Origin of the sequence: Sphingobacterium sp. UBA1897, from assembly GCF_002337775.1 — a bacterium.
GTDB classification, from domain to species: Bacteria; Bacteroidota; Bacteroidia; order Sphingobacteriales; family Sphingobacteriaceae; genus Sphingobacterium; species Sphingobacterium siyangense.
Genome location: NZ_DDGR01000006.1, coordinates 140,531 through 165,734, shown reverse-complemented (window position 1 = coordinate 165,734; position 25,204 = coordinate 140,531). Strand labels below are relative to the sequence as shown.

The 25,204-nt window shown below is 41.8% G+C and carries 20 protein-coding genes; 4 read left to right on the top strand and 16 right to left on the bottom strand.

All coding sequences use genetic code 11. The features are described 5' to 3' along the window. Positions 1–24: 24 nt before the first annotated feature. The 12 genes from B4N43_RS05035 to B4N43_RS04980 form a co-directional block, all read right to left on the bottom strand. On the bottom strand, positions 25–948 hold the full coding sequence (locus tag B4N43_RS05035; RefSeq protein WP_075992889.1) for a hydroxypyruvate isomerase family protein: 924 nt from the start codon (positions 946–948) through the stop codon (positions 25–27). Positions 949–963: 15 nt separating this feature from the next. Further along, positions 964–1,986 (bottom strand): FAD:protein FMN transferase, encoded by a 1,023-nt coding sequence (locus B4N43_RS05030; RefSeq protein ID WP_286733234.1) that lies wholly within the window; start codon positions 1,984–1,986, stop codon positions 964–966. Positions 1,987–1,998: 12 nt separating this feature from the next. After that, positions 1,999–3,312, bottom strand: a complete 1,314-nt coding sequence (locus B4N43_RS05025) for a Gfo/Idh/MocA family oxidoreductase (protein ID WP_286733232.1) — start codon at positions 3,310–3,312, stop codon at positions 1,999–2,001. A 26-nt stretch (positions 3,313–3,338) separates the two neighbouring features. Further along, entirely contained in the window at positions 3,339–4,307 is a 969-nt protein-coding gene (locus B4N43_RS05020; protein ID WP_286733230.1) for a formylglycine-generating enzyme family protein, read from the bottom strand. Positions 4,308–4,543: 236 nt separating this feature from the next. Further along, a complete protein-coding gene (locus B4N43_RS05015) occupies positions 4,544–5,134 on the bottom strand; it encodes a hypothetical protein (RefSeq protein WP_075992892.1) in 591 nt (196 codons plus the stop codon). A 5-nt stretch (positions 5,135–5,139) separates the two neighbouring features. Then, positions 5,140–5,883: a hypothetical protein gene (locus B4N43_RS05010; protein WP_145326899.1), complete on the bottom strand. Its 744-nt coding sequence runs from the start codon at positions 5,881–5,883 to the stop codon at positions 5,140–5,142. A gap of 324 nt (positions 5,884–6,207) precedes the next feature. Further along, complete coding sequence (rpmA, locus tag B4N43_RS05005; RefSeq protein WP_046672918.1) at positions 6,208–6,471, bottom strand: 50S ribosomal protein L27; 264 nt, start codon at positions 6,469–6,471, stop codon at positions 6,208–6,210. A 44-nt stretch (positions 6,472–6,515) separates the two neighbouring features. Next, positions 6,516–6,827: a 50S ribosomal protein L21 gene (rplU, locus tag B4N43_RS05000; RefSeq protein WP_028068281.1), complete on the bottom strand. Its 312-nt coding sequence runs from the start codon at positions 6,825–6,827 to the stop codon at positions 6,516–6,518. 160 nt (positions 6,828–6,987) lie between these two features. Then, on the bottom strand, positions 6,988–9,030 hold the full coding sequence (locus tag B4N43_RS04995; RefSeq protein ID WP_145326900.1) for a M13 family metallopeptidase: 2,043 nt from the start codon (positions 9,028–9,030) through the stop codon (positions 6,988–6,990). A gap of 29 nt (positions 9,031–9,059) precedes the next feature. Continuing rightward, positions 9,060–10,568, bottom strand: coding sequence for a carbon-nitrogen hydrolase family protein (locus tag B4N43_RS04990; protein WP_145326901.1), 1,509 nt, complete (start codon positions 10,566–10,568; stop codon positions 9,060–9,062). 429 nt (positions 10,569–10,997) lie between these two features. Next, positions 10,998–11,339: a DUF3467 domain-containing protein gene (locus tag B4N43_RS04985; RefSeq protein WP_046672455.1), complete on the bottom strand. Its 342-nt coding sequence runs from the start codon at positions 11,337–11,339 to the stop codon at positions 10,998–11,000. 36 nt (positions 11,340–11,375) lie between these two features. Next, positions 11,376–12,494 (bottom strand): M42 family metallopeptidase, encoded by a 1,119-nt coding sequence (locus B4N43_RS04980; protein WP_088161775.1) that lies wholly within the window; start codon positions 12,492–12,494, stop codon positions 11,376–11,378. A 271-nt stretch (positions 12,495–12,765) separates the two neighbouring features. Between B4N43_RS04980 and lgt the strand changes: the two genes are divergently transcribed. From lgt to B4N43_RS04960, 4 genes are all read left to right on the top strand, one after another. Further along, the gene (gene lgt, locus B4N43_RS04975; RefSeq protein ID WP_075992897.1) at positions 12,766–13,581 is read left to right on the top strand and encodes a prolipoprotein diacylglyceryl transferase; all 816 of its coding nucleotides are present in this window, start codon (positions 12,766–12,768) and stop codon (positions 13,579–13,581) included. 156 nt (positions 13,582–13,737) lie between these two features. Continuing rightward, a complete protein-coding gene (trpB, locus tag B4N43_RS04970) occupies positions 13,738–14,928 on the top strand; it encodes a tryptophan synthase subunit beta (RefSeq protein WP_216640366.1) in 1,191 nt (396 codons plus the stop codon). Between the two features lie 94 nt (positions 14,929–15,022). Next, positions 15,023–15,565, top strand: a complete 543-nt coding sequence (locus B4N43_RS04965; protein ID WP_286733225.1) for a L,D-transpeptidase family protein — start codon at positions 15,023–15,025, stop codon at positions 15,563–15,565. Positions 15,566–15,987: 422 nt separating this feature from the next. Beyond that, positions 15,988–16,554, top strand: a complete 567-nt coding sequence (locus B4N43_RS04960; RefSeq protein WP_286733223.1) for a helix-turn-helix domain-containing protein — start codon at positions 15,988–15,990, stop codon at positions 16,552–16,554. Positions 16,555–16,720: 166 nt separating this feature from the next. Here the strand turns inward: B4N43_RS04960 and B4N43_RS04955 are convergent, their stop codons facing one another. The 4 genes from B4N43_RS04955 to B4N43_RS04940 form a co-directional block, all read right to left on the bottom strand. Beyond that, a complete protein-coding gene (locus B4N43_RS04955) occupies positions 16,721–18,901 on the bottom strand; it encodes a DUF4954 family protein (RefSeq protein WP_286733222.1) in 2,181 nt (726 codons plus the stop codon). 8 nt (positions 18,902–18,909) lie between these two features. After that, positions 18,910–20,751, bottom strand: a complete 1,842-nt coding sequence (gene glmS / locus B4N43_RS04950) for a glutamine--fructose-6-phosphate transaminase (isomerizing) (protein WP_286733221.1) — start codon at positions 20,749–20,751, stop codon at positions 18,910–18,912. Positions 20,752–20,901: 150 nt separating this feature from the next. Continuing rightward, the gene (locus B4N43_RS04945; protein WP_286733219.1) at positions 20,902–24,084 is read right to left on the bottom strand and encodes an efflux RND transporter permease subunit; all 3,183 of its coding nucleotides are present in this window, start codon (positions 24,082–24,084) and stop codon (positions 20,902–20,904) included. Positions 24,085–24,148: 64 nt separating this feature from the next. Then, positions 24,149–25,204: an efflux RND transporter periplasmic adaptor subunit gene (locus B4N43_RS04940; RefSeq protein WP_159332961.1), complete on the bottom strand. Its 1,056-nt coding sequence runs from the start codon at positions 25,202–25,204 to the stop codon at positions 24,149–24,151.

The window sequence follows — 25,204 nt, the reverse complement described above, 5'->3', positions numbered from 1 at the left end:
TGTCAATAGTACACTATTAAAATATTACAAAAAGCTATCGACCTCCCGATAAGCTGCCACCAAGCGATCCTCACCCTCTTTACCAGGTTTGGAAATACCATGTTCCATCCCCATGATACCCTTATATCCTTTACTATGAATGTGTTTGAATACGTTTTTATAATTGATCTCTCCTGTAGTCGGTTCTTTACGGCCTGGATTATCGCCGATCTGAATATAAGCAATTTCATCCCAGCAACGATTCATATTTGCAATTAAATCTCCTTCGGTACGCTGCATATGATAAATATCATATAAAATTTTACAGGATGGACTGTTCACGGCCTTACATAAAGCATACGTCTCATGTGTTTGCTGCAAAAATAAATCTGGTGTATCACTTAAGGTTTCCAACACCATCACCAAACCATGTGGTTCAAAGATCTCCGCACCCTTACGCATCGCAGTAAGTATGTTGCTGAACTGATTACCCCAAGGTAGTTTTCTTTCATAAAAGCCCGGTACCACAGTCAGCCATTTTGCATTGCAACGCTTGGCAGCTTCGACAGACTTCTTGCATGTTTCGACAAACTTATCTAAATACTCTTGTTTACCCGTCGCTAAAGAAGGCATCCAGTTTTGTCCGCCATCCACAACAAATACACCCATTGTCATGCCTAACTTAGCCAATAAATCACCGATCTTCTTCTGCTCATCCAATGTTCTGCCCAAATAGCCATTATCTTCTATTCCACGAAATCCCAAATCATACATATACCGAATTTCATCCAGGAAATTGTCACCTGCATGATTTTTGAACATCCCCTGATGCGGGGCATAATTTAAGTTAAATGTCTTTCCTTTATCCATCGTATTTGCTGTATTTTGAGTGGTTGACGCAAAAGTCTGTCCAGCTAGTCCTGCCCCGGCGGCCAAAAGACTACCTTTAATAAAATCCGATCTCTTCATTTTATTTATAATTGATTAATTTTTAAATAATTTACCAAATCCATCCGAATAAATCGCTTCGATGGACTGATTTTTATTTTTAAAAATGACAAAAACCTCCACACCCTTCAATTTTTTGGCCTTTGTCTTAACTTGTTCGGGTTCCATGCCCATAAAATAATTATCCAGTGCATCTGCTTCCATAGCAGTCTTCGCATAGACGCTGACACTCAATATATCGGTCATGTATGGAAAACCCGAAACAGGGTCGATATGATGACCCAATTTTTTCCCTTTGTACTTCATAAACTTTTCGAAACTGCCTGCCGTTGTCAGCGCCCCTTCTTTGAGCTGCGCAACAGCGGTCATCAATTCCTCCCCGCCCGCATCATCGGGCTGAACAATACCAATAGAAAAGCCCTGCCCACTTGGCGGAGTCCCCAAAGCCCTGATTTCACCACCGACCTCTACCATATAATTGGCAATCCCCTTTCGCCCAAGATAGTCGGCCAAAACATCTACCGTATAGCCCTGGGCAATACCATTTACATCTACTTTAATCCCTTTCTTCTTTTTGATCAGCCGATTGCCGCTAACCTTCAGATAGTGCATTCCCACTAGTTCCTTCGCTTTTAGCACCGTCGCCGAATCTGGGGCGACCGGACTCTTATTAGCACCAAAGCCCCATAGGTTGACTAGCGGGGCAATAGTAATATCGAATTGACCTTTCGATAATTTATGATATTTAAAGGAAGCTTTTATCACCTTGGCCATATGGCTATCCATCACGATAGACATTACCGTATCTGTATTGAACTTGGATATTCTCGAGTCCTTCCGATAAATTGACATCGACAAATCAATCGCCGTTAAAATACTGTCAACTTCCGACCGTCTAACAAGACTGTCGGAAGCGAAGTAAGTGATATGGAATTGAGTCCCCTGCGCGGGTCCTTCCAGCCGAATTTTATGGAGTTTCGTTGATGGTATTTGCGCCTGTACATCAATGCAACAAATCGTGACAAAAAATAGAAGACACAAATTCCACCTTAATCCCATCGGCCCAAAAACTTAAATATATAGGTTTGTGTTTTGACCAGGCATCGCTACAGGGTAAAAACCTTCTGCATCCGGAAGTAACTTTGGTTTAGCATCCCAAGCAAGTACATCTGGCCCCAGTTTGATAGTAGATTTCAAGGCTTCATCCCATTTGATCACCTTACCTGTATAACAAGCAATACGCCCGATAATACCTGTCAACGTACTATAAGCACCATATTCTGCATTATCAAATTTATATTCGCCTTTCGAAATTGCTGTAAAAAGTTCCTTATGTTCTTGTTGATAAGGATTTGGATTGCCCTTAGCATCATGGCGATAGATTTCTTTTCCTTTCCAGTCGTACAATACAGCCTGTCCACCTGCAGAAAGATAAGCACGTCCTTTTGTTGCCTGGAATTGCTCGTCTACACGGTTATGTATACCCTCAAAGTGTCTACACTGACTATAAACAACACTGTTATCAGCATAGGTTAATTCTAATGCAAAATTATCATAGATTTCACCATACTCTTTGCCTGTACGGTGTGCTCTGCTCCCTGTACCTTGGATCGATACGGGATAAGCGCCTTTTACCCAATTGGCGATATCAATATTGTGCACGTGCTGCTCAACGATATGATCGCCACACAACCAGTTAAAATAATACCAGTTACGCATTTGGTACTCCATTTCAGTTTGCTCTGGCTTGCGCGGACGCACCCATACGCCACCTGAGTTCCAGTAGACTTGTCCAGAGGTAACATCACCGATAGCACCTTCGTGAATACGTTTGATAGCCTCACGGTAATTCGTTTGATAACGGCGTTGCAAACCAACCACAACATTCAATTTTTTACGTTTAGCTTCTGCAGCCACACGTAAGACCTGTTGTACACCAGGTATATCAACCGCTACCGGTTTCTCCATGAAAACATGTTTACCTTGACGGATCGCTTCCTCAAAATGCATTGGTCTAAATCCTGGAGGAGTTGCCAAAATAACAACATCGGCCAATTGAATTGCATCTTTATACGCATCGAACCCTACAAATTTATGGTTGTCACTTACATCGATCTTATCTTGCCGTTTTTCCTTCAGCGTTTTATAAGTACTCTCTAAATTATCTTTAAAAGCATCTGCAAGTGCCACCACTTTAATGTTCATTCCCGAACTTAACGCATCAAATGTAGCTCCAGTTCCGCGGCCCCCACAGCCCACTAAGGCAACTTTGATAACATCTGAACCAGCAGCATATGCACCTGATAAAGGCATTGAGCTCAACACAGCGCCCCCAGCAACTACAGCAGAAGTTTTAATAAAATCTCTTCTTTCTAGATTTTCCATAACAGTTTTATATTGATTATTTTATATTAAAAGTCTTTGATTGGCTGTTTGTCGTAATAAGCCATAATTTCTTCGTGACTGGGTGGATTAAGGGGTCTTACCAGTCTCATACCCACAAATGGGGCTTCCGGAAACCACCAGTTACTTTTTGGAATTTGTGGATCCAACTGTTTCCACACGGGATCTGAAGCACCACGCGCTGCAGAGCGCATGTCCTCGGTCCCACTGTCAAAAGCACCACCTCGTACAACATGTGGATACAGGGTTGTCGGAACAACTACGGGGTTGGTCAATACCTTTCCTTTGCCTTCATTGTAACTATCGGCCTTATATTGGTCATAAGTCCACTCAGCAACATTGCCATAAATATCATAAAGGCCCCAAGGGTTCGGTTTCTTCTGTCCTACAATATGTGTTTTCTGTTCACCGTTATCTTTAAACCAGGCATAATCTGCTAATGGCGTTGCTTGATCACCGAAAAAATAAGTTGTCTTTGAACCAGCTCGAGCTGCATATTCCCACTCAGCCTCTGTTGGTAAACGATAAAACACACCCGTACGGACATACAACCACTTACAGAATTGGATGGCATTGTAATGGGTCATCGCCAAGGCCGGGTGTCCTTCTTTTCCAAAACCAAAAGTCATATCCAAATAGGGTTTGGTAGGTCGCGTAACGGCATCAATCTCTTTGGATACTTTACCGTCCTTACTCTTTGCGATCTCATAATCTTTATACAGAAACGGTTCAAAGAGATCCCAGGTTACTTCATACTGCCCCATCCAAAATGGGTCCAACTTCACCTCATGTGCAGGTTTTTCATCTTCTTTCCCGCCGCTTGTAGTTCCCATTTTAAAACTACCACCAGGGATTGCTAGCATTTTGAACGTCAGATTGGTTCCTTCAATGGGTTGCTCATACGGTTCGAACGTCTTCTGAGCCATAGCGTGCACGCCAGCAAATAACAAAACAGGAATAAAGATTCTTTTTAACATATTTAGGTTTGTAATTAGAGACTAAAATATAAAATAAGGTGTATACTTTACACTTTGACACTATAACTTTTTTATTACAGTTTAATTCTTAACATAATAGTCCATTCGTAATAACGATTTAGCAAGATACTGATTAGGATCCTCGGGGAACTTAATTAGCCTGAAAATCAAGATCAATAAAAAAGGTTTTCCATTTTCATGGAAAACCTCGATATCTTATCACAGCATGCCTGTGTCTAAAGCAGAATCTTACGACTTACCGCCTTATCGATGGTAATATACCCCGGGTAGAACACCGACTGCCCTGCGATATTGATAGAAGGTTTAACTTTTAACGTAAATATTCCCTTTTTATTCTCATCGCTTGACATTAAAAAATCCTGCAGGTCCGAATTCTTCAACAAATCATAGATATTGGTGGCTATACGCACATTGGCCACTGTAGATTCTCCGGGCTCTATTTGTAATGATTGATTCACAATCCCTTCCACAAGCTGCTGTCCGCCGTAAAGAATGATATACTGGAACTTATTGATAGACGCTTTTTTGAGCGTCGGGTTATCAATTTTAAGTCGGATAACTGCATCCAATGGAATATCTTTCCGCAAATAGGCCAATGCCAAGCTCGGCGCCGCTCCCAGGTCAATTTGATTATTCCTGATCAGTCGTTGTAATGATGTTCCAGCCAACCGAATACTATCTACCGATTCCACATCGAACTTACATTTCGCCAAATTTTCGATCTGTGCCTTTTGTCGATTCACACCACAGCCGGAAATAAACAAACCCAGCAGAACCAAACATCCAAATAAAATTTTCTTGCTCATAGCCACTATTTTCCTCCAAATTTATATAAAACTCCCAGTGTAAACAATGGGTACCCTGCTTTTAAATAGGTATTACTTTTAAAACCGAATACCATACCGTTCGTATATTGCAGCTTCCATCCTTTCCCTAACCCCATTCTTGTATAAAATACAGGTTCAATAAGCATATTATCTTCTTTTTCTGCCGGAAGACCGTCAATAGCAAAATTTTTCATACGCATATTGCTCAGCCGGATGATGGTACCGTAATCGATATCATGCCGGTTGCCGAACAATTTCAGAGCATCCTTTTTCTCCGATGAAAAGTTCACCTGCACAAACACCTTGTCAAAATCCATGTCCTTCGTTTCTACAACGGCCTGTCCCATCGTCGACGAACGCTTATCAACCACACTGGTATTACCCAGCCCATAACCCCCGTAAACCTCAAATACACGATTATTTTTTCTACCAAAGCGTGTAAAATAACCTATCCCCGCTTCACCCATCTTTTGTGCGTAGTCTTTGATATTGGATCTATTATCGACATATGAACCATTGGCAATGACAGCCACATGATCAGTTACAGCTACCCCCAGGTTGGCCGATACATTGGCCTTTGTATTGATATTGCCGGAAACATAGACCTCGCCAGCTTCTGTAAACATCGGCGCTGAAGGCACATTAGGCATGTAAATCGAACTACAGGAATAAAATGAACAGGCAAATAACCCGGCACACAAACCATATCCAAACTTGTTGTATTTCATATGTAAGTATTTATTCAATCGTGCTTGCATCCAGTGATATTTACGAATGCTACGCCTATTGTCTTAAAAACACCTATCCCTTATAAAAATTGTACCAAAGCGGTTACATTTAACAGAAAATAACAATTTAAACAGCCCAAAAAGCTTAAAAAGCTCAGTACCAAGCCCGATAAATTCAGCATACCAGGTAGCAATTCCGCAGAGCAGCCCGCTATCCTGCTCCAGCATCACCCGATAGCAGACACATCGGAACAGTAGCTAAAAGTATAAACAACAAAAAAAGGCATCAATTTCTTGATGCCTTTCCAATATTGTTGCAAAACCTTATGCTTGTTCTGTAGGAACTACAGATACATAAGATTTATTGTTAGCTTTTTTACGGAAAACTACTTTACCGTCTACTAAAGCGAACAATGTGTGGTCTTTACCAATACCAACGTTTGTGTCAGGATTGTGTTGTGTACCGCGTTGGCGTACGATGATGTTACCAGCGATTGCTTGTTGACCACCGAAGATTTTGATACCTAAACGCTTGCTATGTGACTCACGGCCGTTCTTAGAACTACCCGCACCTTTTTTGTGTGCCATTTCTTTATCTTAATTTAAGACTATTTGTCTGATTAAAAATTCAATTATAACGTAATACCAGTGATCTGGATTTTAGAAAATTGTTGACGGTGACCGTTTTTCTTTTTGTAGCCTTTACGACGTTTTTTCTTGAAAACGATAACTTTATCGCCTTTTAAATGAGACAAAATTTTAGCCGAAACTTTTGCACCAGCAACGCTAGGTGTACCAATGGTAAATTTACCACCGTCTTCTGCTAACAATACATTGTCAAATTCAATACTAGCGCCTTCATCTCCTTGTAAACGGTGTACAAAAAGGAACTGGTCTTTTGCAACCTTAAATTGCTGTCCTGCTATATTTACTATTGCGTACATTGTTAATTAATTAAATGTGTTATTAAATGAAGGGCAAAAGTAATCAGTTTTTATCATAATTCAAAGACAAATTTACTTTTTCGTTTCCAATTAAACGTTATGAGTTGAACAGCATTATCTTAATCCGTATCGGGACAATGCTGTTCACCCCTGTTTTCGCTTACCAAACCAAAATTCTCTTCTCTGGTGCTACATACATTTTTGCCGTAGGCTGTACATTAAATGCTTTATAGAAGGCCTCCATATTGTATACGGGACCATTTACCCGAAATTGTTCGGGGCTATGTGGATCAACTTTTAAACGTAACCGCATGCGCTCATCGCTGCTCTTTACGCGCCACACTTGTGCAAAACTCAAGAAGAAACGTTGATCTGGTGTAAAACCATCAATTTTATCCTGTCCCTGCCCTTGCTTAGTTAATTTGAAAGCATCATAAGCAATATTCAAACCGCCGATATCTGCCAGATTTTCACCTAAAGTAAGCTCACCGTTTACATGTTGATTGTCCAACAGTGTAAAGCCACCATATAACTTCGCTACCTGATTGGCGCGTTCCGTAAACTGTTTCGCATCCACTGCCGTCCACCAATCGTTCAAGTTACCGTCTTTATCATATTGACGCCCCTGATCGTCAAAACCATGTGTCATCTCGTGTCCGATAACGGCACCGATAGCGCCATAATTGATCGCATCGTCCGCATTGGCATCAAAGAATGGGAACTGCAAGATGCCGGCCGGGAATACTATTTCATTATATGGTGGATTGTAATAGGCATTCACCGTAGGTGTCGTCATCAGCCATTCGGCCTTGTCAACCGGTTTACCAATTTTACCTGCCATTTCTTTATAGGCATGCTTTGCAGCAGACTGTAAATTGGCATAGTAGGTATCTTTGGCAACCTCCACATCACTGTAATCTTTCCACTTCTCCGGGTAACCGATTTTTTTGGTAAATGCTTCCAATTTTTCAATCGCTTTCTTTTTGGTTTCAGGTGTCATCCAGTCCAATTTCTCGATACGGCTCTTATAGACTTTTTGCAAATTATCGACCAATTCGAGCATTCGTTTTTTTGCTTCGGGTTTAAAATACTCATCCACATACAACTTTCCGACAATCTCGCCAAGGTTCTCGTCGGCCGAGCTCACCATCAGCTTCCAACGTTCCTTCTCCTGCTTCTGTCCATTTAGGGTTTTTCCGAATAATTCAAACTTTGCATCCCTGAAACCTTTGCTCAGTGCCGTCGCAGAAGCATTCGCTAAATCTGCTTTTAGTTTTGTTTTCCAACTAGCTAAGGACTGTGATTTCAACAAATTATTCAGAGCAAGATAAAATTTGGGTTGCTGTACCAAAATGGTATCGGTCTTCACATCCAAACGTTGCAAAATATCTTTCCAATTGAGGTTTGGTGTTTGTTTTTGAAATTCCTGTACCGCAAATTTATGGTAGTTTTTGATGGGATCCCGCAATTCCACCGGTGTAGCATGCGATTTGGCTATTTCTGTTTCCAAGCGCAGCACTTCCTCAGCCGACTTTTGCGCATTTGCCCCTTCGCCGATCAGTCCGAATAATTTTACCAGATACGCAACATAGGCCTCCCGGATTTTCTTCGCTTTGTCATCCTGATCCAAGTAATAACTTGCTTCAGGCAGGTTAAGTCCCCCCTGGAAAAATTGCAATGCATTTTTAGTGCTGATCCGGTCATCTGCTGCTACATAAAATGTAAAAAGATCACCATCACCCTCTTTAAATCCATCCGCAGCATAAGCGATCAATTCATCCATACTTTTCAACCCATTGATTTTTTGAATAGCCCCTTCGATCGGTTTCGCGCCCAATTTATCAATCGTCACCGTATCCATACCACTCGCATAGAAATCGCCGGCCTTTTGCTGATCGGAACCTTTTTTGTTGTCAGACTTCGCCGCACCCTCCAAAATAGACTTCAGGTTTGCCAGGTTTTCATCAGCAAGAATATAAAATGAACCCCAGCCAGTTTCAGAAGCCGGGATCTGGGTATTTTTCATCCAGCTTCCATTCGCATATTGGAAGAAATTATCTCCTGGATTCACTGTGGTATCCATGCCTGAGACATCAAAAAAATTTGTGCGGACCTCCTGAGCAGTATCGCTTTTCTTATTTGACTGACATGACATCATCATTAAGACCATGGATAGCGTCCCCCATTTGACTTTTTGTATCATATTTTAAGAGATTAAAAGAGTATTTAAATTTACTTCAAAAGTTTCACTTCATACAAATCCTTCCGTCTATCCTTCTTGACTTTAACGGTACCGTACTCATGCAGGTCTCGTAGGGCATAAAGATCAACGTCGGCAATAAGCACCATCTCAGCATTCGGTGTCGCCTCAGCTTTAATGGCATTATTGGGAAAAGCAAAGTCCGAAGGGGTAAAAACAGCGGACTGCGAATATTGTATATCCATATTATTCACACGCGGCAAATTGCCCACGGAGCCTGCAATGGCCACATAACATTCATTTTCTATCGCCCTAGCCTGCGCACAGGTACGCACCCGGATGTATCCGTTTTGAGTATCCGTCATAAAGGGCACAAATAGGATCTGCATCCCCTGATCGGCCAAAATACGGCTCAGTTCAGGAAACTCTACATCGTAACAGATCAACAGCCCCACTTTACCACAATCGGTGTCAAACACCTTCACCTCACTTCCGCCCACCATACCATAATATTTAAATTCATTTGGTGTGATATGAATTTTTTTAAACTCATCCAGCTTACCGTTGCGATGGCAGAGGTAGGAAACATTATAGAGTTTTTTGTTTTCCACCAAAGGCATCGACCCGGCAATGATATTCACATTGTAGGAAACGGCAAACTGTTGAATGCGATCGATAATCTCCGAGGTATGCTGCGCAAGCCTCTCCATTGCCAGGCGCTCGGGAAGATCATTATACGGGCTCATCAACGGCGTATTAAAGAATTCCGGAAACATGATAAAATCGGTTCCATAATCACTCACCGTATCCACAAAGAATTCTATCTGATCGTAAAATGCCTCAAGATTATCAAATAAACGCATCTGCCATTGCACCAGTCCCAAGCGGATTGTCTGCTTAGTCGTCGAAATAGACCTTGTCTCGGGCTCATAATAAATATTATTCCATTCCAACAGGGTAGCGAACTCCATCGATTCAGCATCCTCAGGCAGATAGTGCTTAAGTATTTTTTTGACATGAAAATCATTCGATAGCTGAAAGGTCAGCGTCGGATCATAGATCTCCTTACGTTTGACTTTCTCGATATAAACCCGCGGACTCATTTTATCCGCATAGTTATGGTAATTGGGAATACGCCCCCCGGCAACAATACATTTGAGGTTCATCTGTTCACACAGCTCCTTACGTGCATCATAGAGACGGCGTCCAAGACGTAAGGCCCGATGTGCCGGATGAACAAACACTTCTATTCCGTACAGTGTATCTCCATCATCACTATGTTTGGTAAACTTACCGTCATCGATAATATCATAATAACTATCGTAAATATTATTCTTCTTTGAATTCAGGATAATCGACAAGGCACAAGCGACCACATGTCCATCAATCTCCACACATAGCTGCCCTTCAGGAAATAACTCTATCAAATCCTGAATATTTTCCTTTGACCAGGTCTCACCAACACCATCATATGCCTGTTCCATCGATTTTTTCAAATCAACATAATCCTTCTTTGTCAAGTTCCGCACTTGAATATCCATATAAATCTCCTTTTTGAAATTAGTTATTTAAATTTAGTAAAAGTAAAGGCCAAGTCCAAAACTAGCAATAGGCAACAAGCGAACACCAGATGGCATACAATTTCGTATTTTAGACAGTGCTTACTCAGTGATTGTTCAGTGCTCGTTCAGTGCTTGCTCAGTGCTTGCTCAGTGTACACTGAATATGCACTGACTTATTACTGTCTAAACATTGATTAAAAAATGTTAATAGTTACTACCTAGTATGCAGATGTTTCAATTTTAATATAGATCTTGATGATCCAATATCTTAACAGGCAGTTAGGATCATCGTCTTTTTCATACATAAACCGAATCGGAGCATCGGAAAGACTTACTAAAAATAAAGCCAAAAAAAAAGCGCCAATGTTCAATTGGCGCTTCTGATATCTCAATGATAGCTGCTCTCAACTATGCTTGACCTTGTGGCGTTCCAAAAGGGAATGCAACTGTAGGATCGCCACCTTGTTGAGGTTGTTCAGCAACACCTAAGTCCATTTTAATTGGGCCATTTAATGCTTCGAAACGGTTCACGTTATCAACCAATGCACCTAACAAGCGTTTTGCATGCTCTGGAGTCAAAACGATTCTTGATTTCACTTTTGCTTTTGGCACTCCTGGCATCACACGGATAAAGTCAACCACAAATTCAGTATTAGAGTGAGTGATAATCGCAAGATTTGAGTAGGTTCCTTCTGCTACTTCTTCTGTCAACTCAATGCTCAATTCGTTTTGATTTTGGTTATTTTCCATAATAATTCTAATGATAAGTTAATATATTCTTAAATTCTACTTTGTAAATGTTCTAAAGTCTTGTCCGTTCTCGATATTCAATAATGTCTCGTAGATCAATCTGATCACGTTGTCAACATCTTCTTTATGTACCATCTCCACTGTTGTGTGCATATAACGGAGCGGTAAGGAAATCAATGCCGACGGTACACCACCATTGCTATAGGCAAATGCATCCGTATCAGTTCCTGTAAAACGAGAGGAAGCCTGACGCTGGAAAGGAATATTATTCTTTTCAGCAACCTTCACCAACAGTTTATTCAGATTGATCTGAACCGCTGGAGCATAAGACAATACAGGGCCTTTTCCTGAAAACAGATCTCCCTGCGTGATCTTATTGATCATCGGAGTTTGTGTATCATGTGTCACATCGGTTACGATAGCGACATTCGGTTTGATACGATCTGCAATCATTTCGGCGCCACGTAAACCAATCTCTTCCTGCACCGAATTTACGATATATAATCCAAATGGCAATTTCTTTTTATTCTCTTTTAGCAAACGAGCAACCTCAGCGATCATAAAACCACCGGCACGATTGTCCATAGCCCGCCCAACATAATAACGGTCGTTGAGGATAGAGAATGTATCTTCGTAGGTAATAACACAACCCACATGTATACCCAGGGCTTCAACCTCTTCTTTGGTACTACAGCCGCAGTCCAAAAAGATATTTTTCAGCGAAGGATTTTCTTCTTTCTCTCCCGAACGTGTATGAATTGCCGGCCAGCCGAATACAGCTTTGACAATGCCCTTTTCCGTATGGATATTCACGCGCTTAGACGGTGCAATCTGGTGATCCGAACCACCGTTACGAATCACATAGATCAGTCCATCTTTGGTAATGTAATTGACAAACCAAGAAATCTCATCCGCATGAGCCTCTATAACGACCTTGTACTCCGCTTTTGGATTGATTACCCCTACAGCTGTACCGTAGTTGTCAACGAATGTATCATCGACATAAGGCTTCAAATAATCCAACCACAGTCGCTGTCCTTCCCACTCAAATCCTGTAGGAGAAGCATTATTGATATATTTTTCAAAAAATGAAAGCGAATCTTTAGTCACAACCGCGTTGTGCTTCGGCTCTTTTTTCTTGTTTTTTTCTGCCATCTTTTCCTTTTCTATTTACTTTCGTCAAAATATGAAAATTTCAATGAAATGCAAAAGTAAAAATGTTTTTTGAAATATTGTTTGCGCAATTTATTTTAGATCATAGCCCCTTATTTTAGTAAAAAGGATCAGCAAAAGACAATATTTCATTCACGATGAATCAATTAAGTTCGCAGCCCAATGATATTATATTTAAAAACAAATTGTAGGAATAAAAAATGAGATTAAAGCTTATCTTTACTCCAAAGTAATTTAAACAGCTATAAAATTTATGAATTCAATATTAAGTGCAATACATTGGAATATTGACCCTGAAATGTTCAACTTTGGCGCCTTTGCCCTTCGCTATTATGCCTTATGCTGGTTATTAGCGTTTTTTGTTTCATACGTGATCATGTTGCGTATATTCAAAAAGGAAGGCCGCACACAAGAACAGCTGGATCAGCTTTCAATTTATATTTTCCTGGGCACTTTGATCGGAGCTCGATTAGGACACTGCCTATTTTACGATTTTGACTATTACAAAGATCATATACTTGAAATCTTCCTTCCATTTAAATGGGATAAAACAGGATTTCATATCACCGGCTTTGCAGGTTTGGCTTCTCACGGTGGCGCCATCGGAATTATCCTCGCATTATATTTATTCTGCAGAAAAACAAAAACCGACTTTCTATGGCTAGCGGACCGATTGGTTGTCGTAGTCCCTATTGCCGGTGCACTTATCCGTATCGGAAATTTCTTCAATTCTGAAATAATTGGTACGCCTACAGATCTACCTTGGGCTATCGTATTTGAACGTGTCGACAATGTACCGCGCCATCCGGGACAGCTTTATGAAGCAATCGCCTATATTTTGATCTTTATTATCATCGGTTCCCTATTCAAATCGAACCCCAATCGCCAAAAAGGTCAATTATTTGGCATATTCCTAGTCTTATTATTTGGTGCACGTATGGTGTTGGAACATTTTAAAATTGATCAGGAAGCCTTCGAGCAAAGTATGGCTTTAAACATGGGCCAATTACTGAGTATACCTTTTATTCTGGTGGGTTTCTACTTTATCTTCCGGAAAACCAAAGCTTAAAACAGGGCGCAATATATCCTTGTTTGCAAATACAAGATTTAACAGGCATCTTTTCTAGAAAAGATGCCTGTTTTTTTTTCCCAATACCTACAAAGATTACTATATTAGGCTTCAATAAATAATATATCCTTTTACAACAAGAAACTTAAGCCTAAAATGAGTCTAACACAAGCAGCATCTGTCGAAGCAAACGAAAAGATGCTTCAATACAATGGCCAATATGGAGCGTACGGCGGATCTTATATCCCCCCGGTACTGGAAGAGCAATTAAATAAACTGGCTTCTTTTTTCGATAGCCATGTCCAAAAAGAAGAATTTCAGAAAGAGTTTATTGCAATCTTAAAACATTATGTCGGTCGTCCCTCACCTTTATATTACGCGAAGAATTTAAGTGAGTATATTGGCTCCAAAATCTATTTAAAGCGGGAAGATCTCAACCATACGGGTTCCCATAAGATAAACAACTGTATCGGTCAAATTCTTCTGGCCAAACAGATGGGAGCAACAGAGATCATTGCCGAAACTGGCGCCGGTCAACACGGTGTTGCAACAGCAACAGCGGCAGCATTGTTAAACATACCATGTAAAGTATTTATGGGCGAAATCGACGCTGCACGCCAGGCCCTGAACGTCAAACGCATGGAATTGTTGGGCGCCGAAGTTGTAACGACCAACTTAGGTAGCCGTACATTGAAAGATGCCGTCGATGCGGCCTTGATGTATTACGTTGAAAATCCAACATCTTATTACCTACTGGGATCGCACGTCGGCCCGCACCCCTATCCAAAAATGGTCGGCTATTTTCAAAGCGTTATCGGTAAGGAAGCACGCCAGCAGATACTTGATCAGGAAGGGCGCCTTCCAGACAGTATCTTCGCCTGTGTAGGTGGCGGGTCAAATGCCATTGGCTTATTTTCGGGTTTTCTCGATGATCATGAGGTCGAAATTCATGGTGGCGAAGGCGGTGGCACCGGAACTTATCCAAAAACAGCTGCGACACTTTCTTTTGGCAAACCAACCGTATTCCAGGGAACCTTTTCGTACTGTTTGGTCGATGATGAGGGCAACCCGATCCCGTCAACCTCGGTGTCTGCAGGCCTTGATTACCCAGGGATATCGCCACAACATGCCCAGCTAAAAGATAGCAATCGTGCAAACTATCACCCCGTGACAGATGCAGAAGCGATTGAAGCCTACAAGCTACTTTCCCGACTGGAAGGTATTATTCCGGCCATTGAATCATCCCATGCTGTTGCCCTTGCGGTGAAATTGCTAAAAGACAAAAACAAAGTCGCTATTGTGAACCTCTCGGGACGTGGCGACAAAGATGTTGACCGCGAATTCTAAGCTGCAGCATCAAAATACATGAGTAGGCCGAGTGCAGGGCCCTAGGTTAGGCACTCGGTCTAAACGTTTTATCCATTAGCTAACAATCTCCAAGATGAAGCGACCAAGAAATCGTCGAATAGTTTTAAAAACAGTAATCAGCCTCGTCATCTTACTTTGCCTGGGCCTGATAGGCTATAATCTTTATCCAGAACCAACGTTGGATCAGCATGCCAAAGTAGACAAGCTTATCGTCTATAAATCAAAAAGAACACTATTGGCCTATAGTAAGGGAAAGCTCCTAAAATCTTACCGTATTTCATTGGGCGGCCAACCTGTGGGCGCCAAAGAATTTGAAGGCGATTTAAAAACACCCGAAGGGCTTTACACGATCAACGATAAAAATCAATATAGCAGCTATCACAAAAACCTGGGGGTCTCCTACCCAAATGAACAGGATATTGCCCACGCCAAAAGTTTAGGAAAAGAGGCCGGTGGCGACATCAAGATCCACGGACTTCGAAACGGACTAGGCTTTATTGGTAAATTGCAGCGCCACATGGACTGGACTTTCGGTTGTATGGCACTTACAAATGCAGAGATTGACGAACTTTTTGATGCTGTTCCCATAGGTGCAGCTATTGAAATAAAACCCTAACTGGAATAAAGACTTAACTAAAACAACTCTTGGCTGGAACACACCCCTAACGACCTGAAGGCTAAAGCGCCGAATGGCCCGTCCATTACGCTCATCCGCTGGCCGCTTAGCCGTTCCCCCTATTTTACCCTATACCTCGTTTTCAAAATACTACAAGATAAACCCTAAATATTACAACCCCATGTCTAATAAATTATCGATTTTTGAGTTTACATTAGTAACTTGTATTTAAAATAATTCCGATGGAATATCCAATGTGATAAACACAAATACCGATGACCACATCACAGCATGCACGGCATCCAAGAATTAAATACACCTGCACAAAATCAACAGGATATTCCATAGGACCTCTAAAAGACAACATGCGAAGCATTCATAAATACCATTGGATGCAGACTTAAATCAGTAATAATTTAGATATGAAACTTGCAATAAAGAATATGGTATGCAATAGATGCATTATGGTTGTTGAAAATGAATTGGCTAAGCTCAATCTCCATGTTAAGCATATTTCTTTGGGCCAGGTTGAGATTGAAGAAGAGCTGAGCAAAGCGGAGAGCAAGCAACTTGCCTCAAATTTTTCGGCACTTGGTTTTGAATTGATTGACGATAAAAGAACCGTCATCATCGAACAGGTAAAACATGTCGTATTGGATCTTATCCGTAATCAACATAACGACACCACCCTTAATCTTTCCGAAATCATCAGCACGAAAGTGCACCATGATTACAACTACATCTCCAATCTTTTTTCGGATGTTGAAGGCATAACCATCGAAAAATACTTCATCGGCCAGAAAATTGAATATGTCAAAGAGTTATTGGTTTACGATGAACTTACCTTGAGTGAAATTGCCTATAAACTCAATTACTCCAGTGTTGCTTATTTAAGCAATCAATTCAAAAAAGTAACCGGATTGACGCCAAGCCACTTTAAGCAAATCAAAGACAATAAACGCAAACCACTTGATAAGATCAACGACTAAGGACCTGCGATGCGCTTCACAGCGCAGGAAGAAATCAAAGTTTGACCGCTTCTCGCTATCGCAGAAAAAGAATCTACAAAACCACTTTTGGGACATTACCAACTGTCAAGACCGTTAATCCGTGGTTCAAAAAAAAAGAAAAGGCTTCCGAGCGGAAGCCTTTCTTTTAAAATTGCCCTTTCAAATTAGCAACCCTTATCTTAAATATCTCTAATTCTTTTTGTTGTTGATTGATAAAAGAATTTTCCTCCAGTTTTCCTACCACAATATCACGTTCTTCATCATTGGCATAAACCATGTTTTTGAACTGATTTTTGTAGTCTTTGGCACGGGATTTATAAATCTGTTCACCAATCCAGATCCGGTGTCCAAGCGCCTGATCCAACAAAGATACAATTTTATCTGTTGATAAAACCATACCTTCCAAATTTAAGATTTCTATTAAAGACAAGAGTGCATGTTCACGTTTATCTAAGGGGTATGCTTTACTTTTATCGTGATAGAATTCATGAATATCATCCCATGAATCTATTTTTTTTGATTTGACCTCATCTAGGAAAGTTTGCAGGGCATTGCTTTCAATCAGCTGTCCACCTATATTTTCCCAGCTCGTACGCGATCTACCAGATAAGGCTCCAATAATATCCCGCAGTGACAGGCCTTCCTCGAGGGCATCCATCAGGTGCAGTACACCATAGTATTTAATAAACGAACGATATAAATGATAAGCCTCGCCAACCTTCTGAATAACAGTCGGTCTGCGTGAATTCTCGGCTCCTTGCAGCACAATTGTCTGATCCTTTAGGTCCATGTTGTTGGCAAGCAGTGCCCGGCCGGCAACAATACGTTCGTGCTTATCCTTCCCAACTGCAGTGTGGAGACTATCTGCCACGGCCAAGGCCAGCATATCCATCCCTTCAAACATTTCATTCACCGTATCCGGTGCCAACATATCGTATTCAAAATATTGGTTTTTAAAATGTCGATTGTCCCGCGCCGCATACTTATTGGCATTCCGTACCAAAGCATACATATTGTACATAAACCAATACCCCGGAATCAAGACCAGTTGATCATGTTGTACGTCATTGCTCACTAAGGTAAAAGGCAACTTGATATCCAGTTCATGCAGAAAATCCCCTTTTACAATAAGGCAATACGATGCAAACCTGGAGTTGTGTTTTAGGCTCACACAGAGTCCAGGCCAAAAACCACGTCCCGCAATAATTTCACCGTCCGCAGCTCTGGAGTTGTGATTAGATCCTACGGTTGCTCCAGCAGCCATATTACTTTGGCCCATCACCAATGCCGCACATAAAAACGAGTTGTTATGGTGCTGTTCATGTGCTGGAAAAATCAAGGAATTTAATACTTCACAACAGGAAATTGTCGAGTTGTCTCCCAAATAAGAGTTGATCAGGCGCGCGCCATATTTCAACTGCGAATAGGAAGCCAGGATAAAACGTACAGCTTTAACGCCGTAAAATATACGACAGCCATAGCCAATAATTCCATTAACAAGCTCACAACCCTCACCGATCTGTGTATACGATTCCTGCGAGGAATTGACGGTAACATTTTTCAGCTTACTGACCCCTTTGATATAAGCATCAGTTCCGATCTTGACATTCTTGATCGTTAACGTATTTTTGATGACGCAACGGTCGCCAATCTGGCTGTAATAACCCCGTTGACTTCCAAATTTCTGATCAGTCAGTTCTCCAAATCGTTGCTGTAAAGCATGATCATGTCGATTGCGGGTCCATAGGTACACATCTGCAGCCTGCATACCGTCAAAAGGATAAACCGAACGGGCACCATTTTCGTTGCAGAGTTCCAGCTCGATCCGTTTTTCTGACTCTTCACCATCACGGAGAATACCATTACCGAATTTAGCTGTACTACCGGTCTCCATTTCCTTGATCTGGCTCAACAGCACTTCATTACCAACAATAAAGTAGGACAAGTAGCCCACATGATGGACAGCAACATCGTCGCCAAAGTCCGAACTGATGATCGTCGAATGATACAGGCCAATGGGCAACTGCAAATTGCGGTAATCCAGGTAACTCGGACTCAAATTGCCGATACGAACCAGGCCATAAAACTTACAGTGCTGAACCTGATTCGGATCAAAGACTGCCGATACTTTGACCTTGGACCAGTCGCTGGACCAGTTTCCATTGTTAATCAAGTGTTGAACCTCCGTTTCCGTCAGATCACGGTAGTCATTACGCGGGTTTTGCTGAAAGCGCAGGGTATATTCGTCTTGTCCTGTTGGAATAAACTCATCTGGGATAAATCCATATCCCAGCTGTTCCAAAGGTTTCTTCTTCAATACACTCATCGGCCTCCTTACTCTACAGTTACCGACTTCGCCAGGTTACGTGGTTTGTCCACATCCAAGCCTAGCTCTACACCAATATAATACGATAGCAGTTGCAATGGTACAACCGAAATCAATGGAGCAATGATCTCATCGGCCTCCGGAATTTCCATAAAATCATCCGATAGATTTTCTGAAACAGCATCGCCTTTGGTAACCACCGATATAATCTTTCCTTTACGCGCTTTGATCTCCTGAATATTTGAAACAATCTTCTCGTGATAAGCATCTTTTGTAGCGATAAAAACAACCGGTAAGTTCTCGTCAACCAATGCAATAGGTCCATGCTTCATTTCTGCTGCAGGATAACCTTCGGCATGGATATAGGAAATTTCCTTGAGTTTAAGCGCACCTTCCAAGGCAACCGGGAAATTATACCCCCTACCCAAGAAAAGGAAGTCTCGGGCATCTTTGTACTTTTTGGCGATGGCTTTGATTTTATCAACCTGCGTATCCAAAATCCACTGGACCTTTTCAGGCACCTCATTTAATTCCTGTGCAAGTTTTTGATAACGTTCTTCGCTGATCGAACCTCTCAAAGAAGCAATCTTTAAGGCAATCAGGTTCAATACAGTCAACTGTGCCGTAAATGCTTTTGTACTCGCCACACCGATTTCAGGTCCAGCATGTGTATAGGCACCTGCATCCGAAAGTCGGGCGATAGAAGATCCAACAACATTGACAACACCCAATATGATAGCGCCTTGTTTTTTCGCATTTTCCAATGCAACCAATGTATCAGCCGTTTCACCACTTTGGGAAATCGCCAAGATAACATCCCCCGGATGAATAACCGGATTACGGTAGCGGAATTCCGACGCATATTCAACTTCTACATTAATACGGCATAATTCCTCAATAACATATTCTGCAATAAGTCCGGCATGCCAGCTCGTACCACAGGCAACAATCACAATGCGATTGGTATTGCTGATCTCATTCGCAAATTTTTCAATGCCACTCAATGTAATCTGATGGGATTGCAGATCCAGACGTCCACGCATGGAGTCAAAGATCGTTTGCGGTTGCTCGAAGATCTCTTTCAACATAAAGTGATCAAAGCCACCTTTTTCAATAGCCGACAACTCCAGATCCAATTTTTGGACATAAGGCGTGATGCGCTCATTACCCAGATTTTTAAGGATCAACTCCTCCGGAGTGATAATGGCCAGTTCGTAGTCATTGATATAAACGACTTCTTTGGTATATGCTAGCATCGGAGAAGCATCTGAACCCAAAAAATGCTCATTTTTACCGATACCAATCACCAAAGGACTTCCTTTACGCGCTGCAATAATACGATCAGGATGACCTGCCTCCAATACAAGGATCACATAGGCCCCTACGACCCGTTTCAAAGCAATACGAATCGCTTCTTCTAAAGAACATTCATTCTGCAATTGGATCTCTTCGATAAAGTTGACCAGAACCTCTGTATCGGTATCACTTTTAAATGTATAACCTTTATTGATTAATTCTGATTTTAAGGAAGCATAGTTTTCAATGATGCCATTATGAATCATCGCAATACGTCCGCTATTGGAATAATGCGGATGTGCATTCCGATCAGAAGGTTCGCCATGGGTAGCCCAACGGGTGTGGCCTATCCCTGTGGTCGACTGTAGATCTTTGTCATACACAAACTCCTCCAAGTTTGCGACTTTACCTGTTTTTTTGTAAACATCGATCTGATCACCTTTATGCAATGCCACTCCAGCACTGTCATAACCACGGTATTCTAACTTTTGTAATCCGTCAATGACGATACCATACGCCTGACGATAACCTGTGTATCCTACAATTCCACACATGTATGTCTCAATTTTAAGTGTATATTTTGTTAATGCGCCGCAATGTAATAAAAAATATCTACGCAATCGATTGATTAACCTAAAATTAACACAAAAAAGGCGGCTAATGAAACATTAGCCGCCTTTTTCTATTGTAAAATGTATTATTTTTTAGTGTTCTGCCACATCTACATGGTCATAATCTTCCTTCATCAAGGCTTCATAATCTGTTTTTTCCTTCTTGCCAAAACGGCGTTGAAGACTATCAAAAATGGAGTACACCACTGGTACAACAACCAGGGTTAAAAATAAAGAAGATAACAAACCTCCGATGATAACAATCGCAAGACCTCTATTCATATCGGCACCGTCTCCAGTAGCGATTGCAATAGGAATCATACCAAATACCATGGCAATTGTCGTCATCAAAATCGGACGAAGACGTGCATGATTGGCTGCCACCAATGCATCGTGCGTGTTATCGCCAGCTTCCTTACGATGGTTGGCAAAATCAACCAGCATGATCGCATTCTTGGCCACTAGACCAATCAACATGATGATACCCAAAATCGTAAAGATATTCAAGGTCTGATTTCCCAAAGCCAAGAATAACAGGGCTCCGATAAACGACAATGGAATAGAGAACAAGACCACAAATGGTGTGATAAAACTATCGTATAAAGCAACCATTACCAAGTATACTAGGATAATAGATGCCAATAAGGCAATTCCCAAAGTACCAAAACCTTCGGTTTGGTTCTCCATGTTACCACCCCAGATAAAGACGATTCCCGGTTTACGCGGCAATTTTTCAAACTGTGCCTGCCACTCTTGCGCTACGGTACCCATTGGTCTACCGATCGCCTGTCCCTGAATGGATACTGCCGGCGACTTGTCGCGACGTTCCAACAAAGTAGGTCCCGAACCATAAGTTACATTGGCAAATTGATCCAAAGAAATAGAAGCGCCCTGATTATTGATAAATTTCAGATCACGCACGTTGTCGATATTGGCACGACCATTTTCCGCATAGCGGATATTGATATCGTACTCATTATCGCCGGCTCTGTATTTGTTATCCGTATTTCCTGAAAATGCCGTTTGCATCGTCATACCCACAGTAGAGACATTTAGCCCCAAAGAGGTCATTTTATCACGGTCGATCTTAACATTGATCTCGGGGTTACCCGCTTCAGAAGTCAATTTGACACCCGCTGCTCCAGGAATCTTGCGTAATTGATCTGCCGCCTTCTCCGCAAATTCCTGTGCATCTTCGACAGAAGCACCAATAATGGTCAGCTTTAATGGCGCCTGCTCCGCTCCCATGATACCCACATTGACGGTTTTAATTTTTGCACCGATCAGTTTATTTTCCAGTTCACGCTTCAACGTCGCTGAATATACCTGTGAGTTGCCTTCAAAATTTTCTTTGTCGAGGATCACGTGGATCTCCGATTTGTAACGCGAACCCGTTGTCGAGGCCATACCGTCCGAAGACTGCCCCACTGTCGTAATAATTTCTTTGACATCGGGTTTCGACTTAATATAAGCTTCCGCTTTCTGCGTCAATAAGTTGGTCTTCTCCAGGGAAGCATCCTTATCGAGTTCCAACTGGATGAAAAACTCCTTACGGTCGATACTCGGGAAGAAGTCCGAACCGATATAACCCATACCGACCAAAAAAAACGATGCCACAAGCAAACCAATAGCCAAAAACAAAGTAGCTAGTTTTGTACCAACGTTTTTTAAAGCCCATGTCAATAATCCTGCAACCCAATGTGTGAAGCTGTTCAAACCGCTTTCAAAGCCATGAATAATACGGCCAAAGAAAGAAGTTTTGCTCAAGTGCTCCAATTTACCGAAACGCGAGTATAACCAAGGTACTACCGTAAATGACACCAATAAGGATAATAAAGTCGAGATGATTACAGTCACACAGAATTGCGCCAGGATATTGGCCACCAAGCCCGTAGACATCGCGATCGGAAGGAACACCACCACGATAACCAAGGTGATCGCCGTTACCGTAAATCCAATTTCCGAAGCACCATCAAATGCCGCACGCACCTTGTTTTTACCCATCTCCATGTGGCGGTGAATATTCTCGATAACAACGATCGCATCATCCACGAGGATACCTACCACCAGGGATAAACCTAGTAAAGACATCAAATTCAGGGTATAGCCCATTAAAAGCAAGCCAATAAAGGTAGCAATCAAAGATAAAGGAATCGCCACCATGGTGATCGCCGCATTACGTAAACTCTGCAAGAAGAACAACATGATAAAGCCCACCAATGCAATGGCAATCATTAAGTCGTGGATCACGTTATCGGCCGCATTCAATGTAAATTCTGAAGAGTCATTGGCCACCAGAATTTTAATATTCTGTGCCGCATAATCCTTCTCTACACCACTAATTACTTTTCCACTTTTATCGTGTACAGCAATCGTTTTCTTGACCGCTTCGGACACCGCTACCGCATTTGCATCAGACTGTTTAAAGACCTGCAATAAGATTGTATTCTGACGGTCCAGACGAGCTACTTTTTCAATCTCTTTGATACCATCCCGTACATCGGCGATATCGCGCAGATAGATCTGCACCCCTGCCGGCGTTGTGATCGGAAGGTTACGCAGCTCCTCGATCGAAGTTACTTTACCCGAAAGACGGATGGTTGTCCGGTTATCGCGGGTACTTACGTTACCTGTCGGGAAATCGAGATTGGATGCAGCTACTATTTGCTGTACCTGAGAAATTGTCAGTCCATAACCTTCAATTTTCTTCGGATCTACAGAGATCTGGATTTCACGCTCCTCACCACCGATCAGGTCTACTTTTGCGACACCATTGATCCGCGCAAAGACCGGTTGGATTTTATTATCCAAAAGATCATAGAGTTCTTTTTCCGATAAGTTGGACGTGACGGCCAAACTCATGATGGCCACATCATCCAGGGAGAATTTGGAGAGTGAAGGTGTCTTTACATCATCCGGCAAATCGTTGATCACGGCATTGATTTTCCGTTGAGCATCGGTAAGCAGGAAGTTGACATCCGCACCGTTGTTGAGGGTAATCATGACAATCGATACCCCTTCCAACGAAGTAGACTCCACCTTTTTGATACTTTCCAGGGATGAAATGGCATCCTCTATTTTTTTGGTCACCGAACTCTCAACCTCTGCAGGTGAAGCTCCCGGATAGACCGTCTGTACCGTAATGACGTTAATTTCAAATTTAGGGACCAATTCATAGCCCAATCGCGTATAAGAAAACAACCCGCCTAATGTCAGTATTATAAATAATACGATAATTATACTGGGGCGTTTTATCGATATTTCGGTAATTTTCATTCGAATAATTTATTTTTAATAGCCATGCAACCGGGGTTGCATCTGCTACTGATTACAGTATGCTCTATTTAATAATCTCTACTGGGCTTTGGTCAAATAGATTGATCTGACCCGAAACAATCACCTGATCGCCATTTTGCAAACCACCTAAGATCTCGATGTAATCACCAAAGTTTCTACCCGATTTGACATTTGTTTCGATTGCTTTACCGTTTTTCAGCACAAAGATCTTGTTGTCGCTCACACTACCCACAAAAGCATTTCGTGGTACGATCAATGTATTGCTGGCAACGCCCTCGCCGAAGATGGCCGTGCCATACATACCAGCACGCAATTGGTTCGATGCATTATTTACCTCGATTTCAACCGGGAAATTTAAGCTACCGTCCGATTTAGGTGCGATAAATGTTACTTTACCGGTAAAGCGTTGATCTGCATACACACTCGCTGTCACATCAACAGATTGACCGATCTTTAAGGTAGCTACATTCTTTTCGTCTACATTGACACGCAATTTCAAGGTCGCTACATTCACAATATCGAAGGCCGCAGCACCGACATTCAGGTAAGTCCCCGGTTCGATTTTACGTGAATTGATAATACCCGATACCGACGTTTTTATGGTTACATCGCCAGCATTTAATTTAGAAGCTTTTAAGTTATTTTTCGCATTCTCAAATTGCAATTTCACCTGATCTAACTGTTGTTTGGTTACACCTCCCGTAGAAAAAGCACTTTCAAAGCGGTGCAGATCAGCCTGCGCATTGGTATATGCCGCTTGCGCATTCGCCACGTTAACATTCAGTTTATCACCCTCGATGATTGCCAAAGTCTGTCCCGCACTCACATGCGAACCCTCATCAACCAATACTTTCACTACCCGGCCGGCAGTTTCAGCCGAAACAGTTACTTCCTGTTTCGGAGAAAATGTTCCGTTAGCAGTATAGCGTAAATCCATGGAAGATACTTTTGCTGTATCGATACGCACAGCAATAGCCACATTTTTCTTGGCTACTTCCGCAGTTTCGGCCTCATTTTTCTTTTTATTCTTATTTAACACAAAAAATATTCCTGCTAAACCAGCAGCAATAATAAGTAAGGTAATAATTCCGCGTTTCAT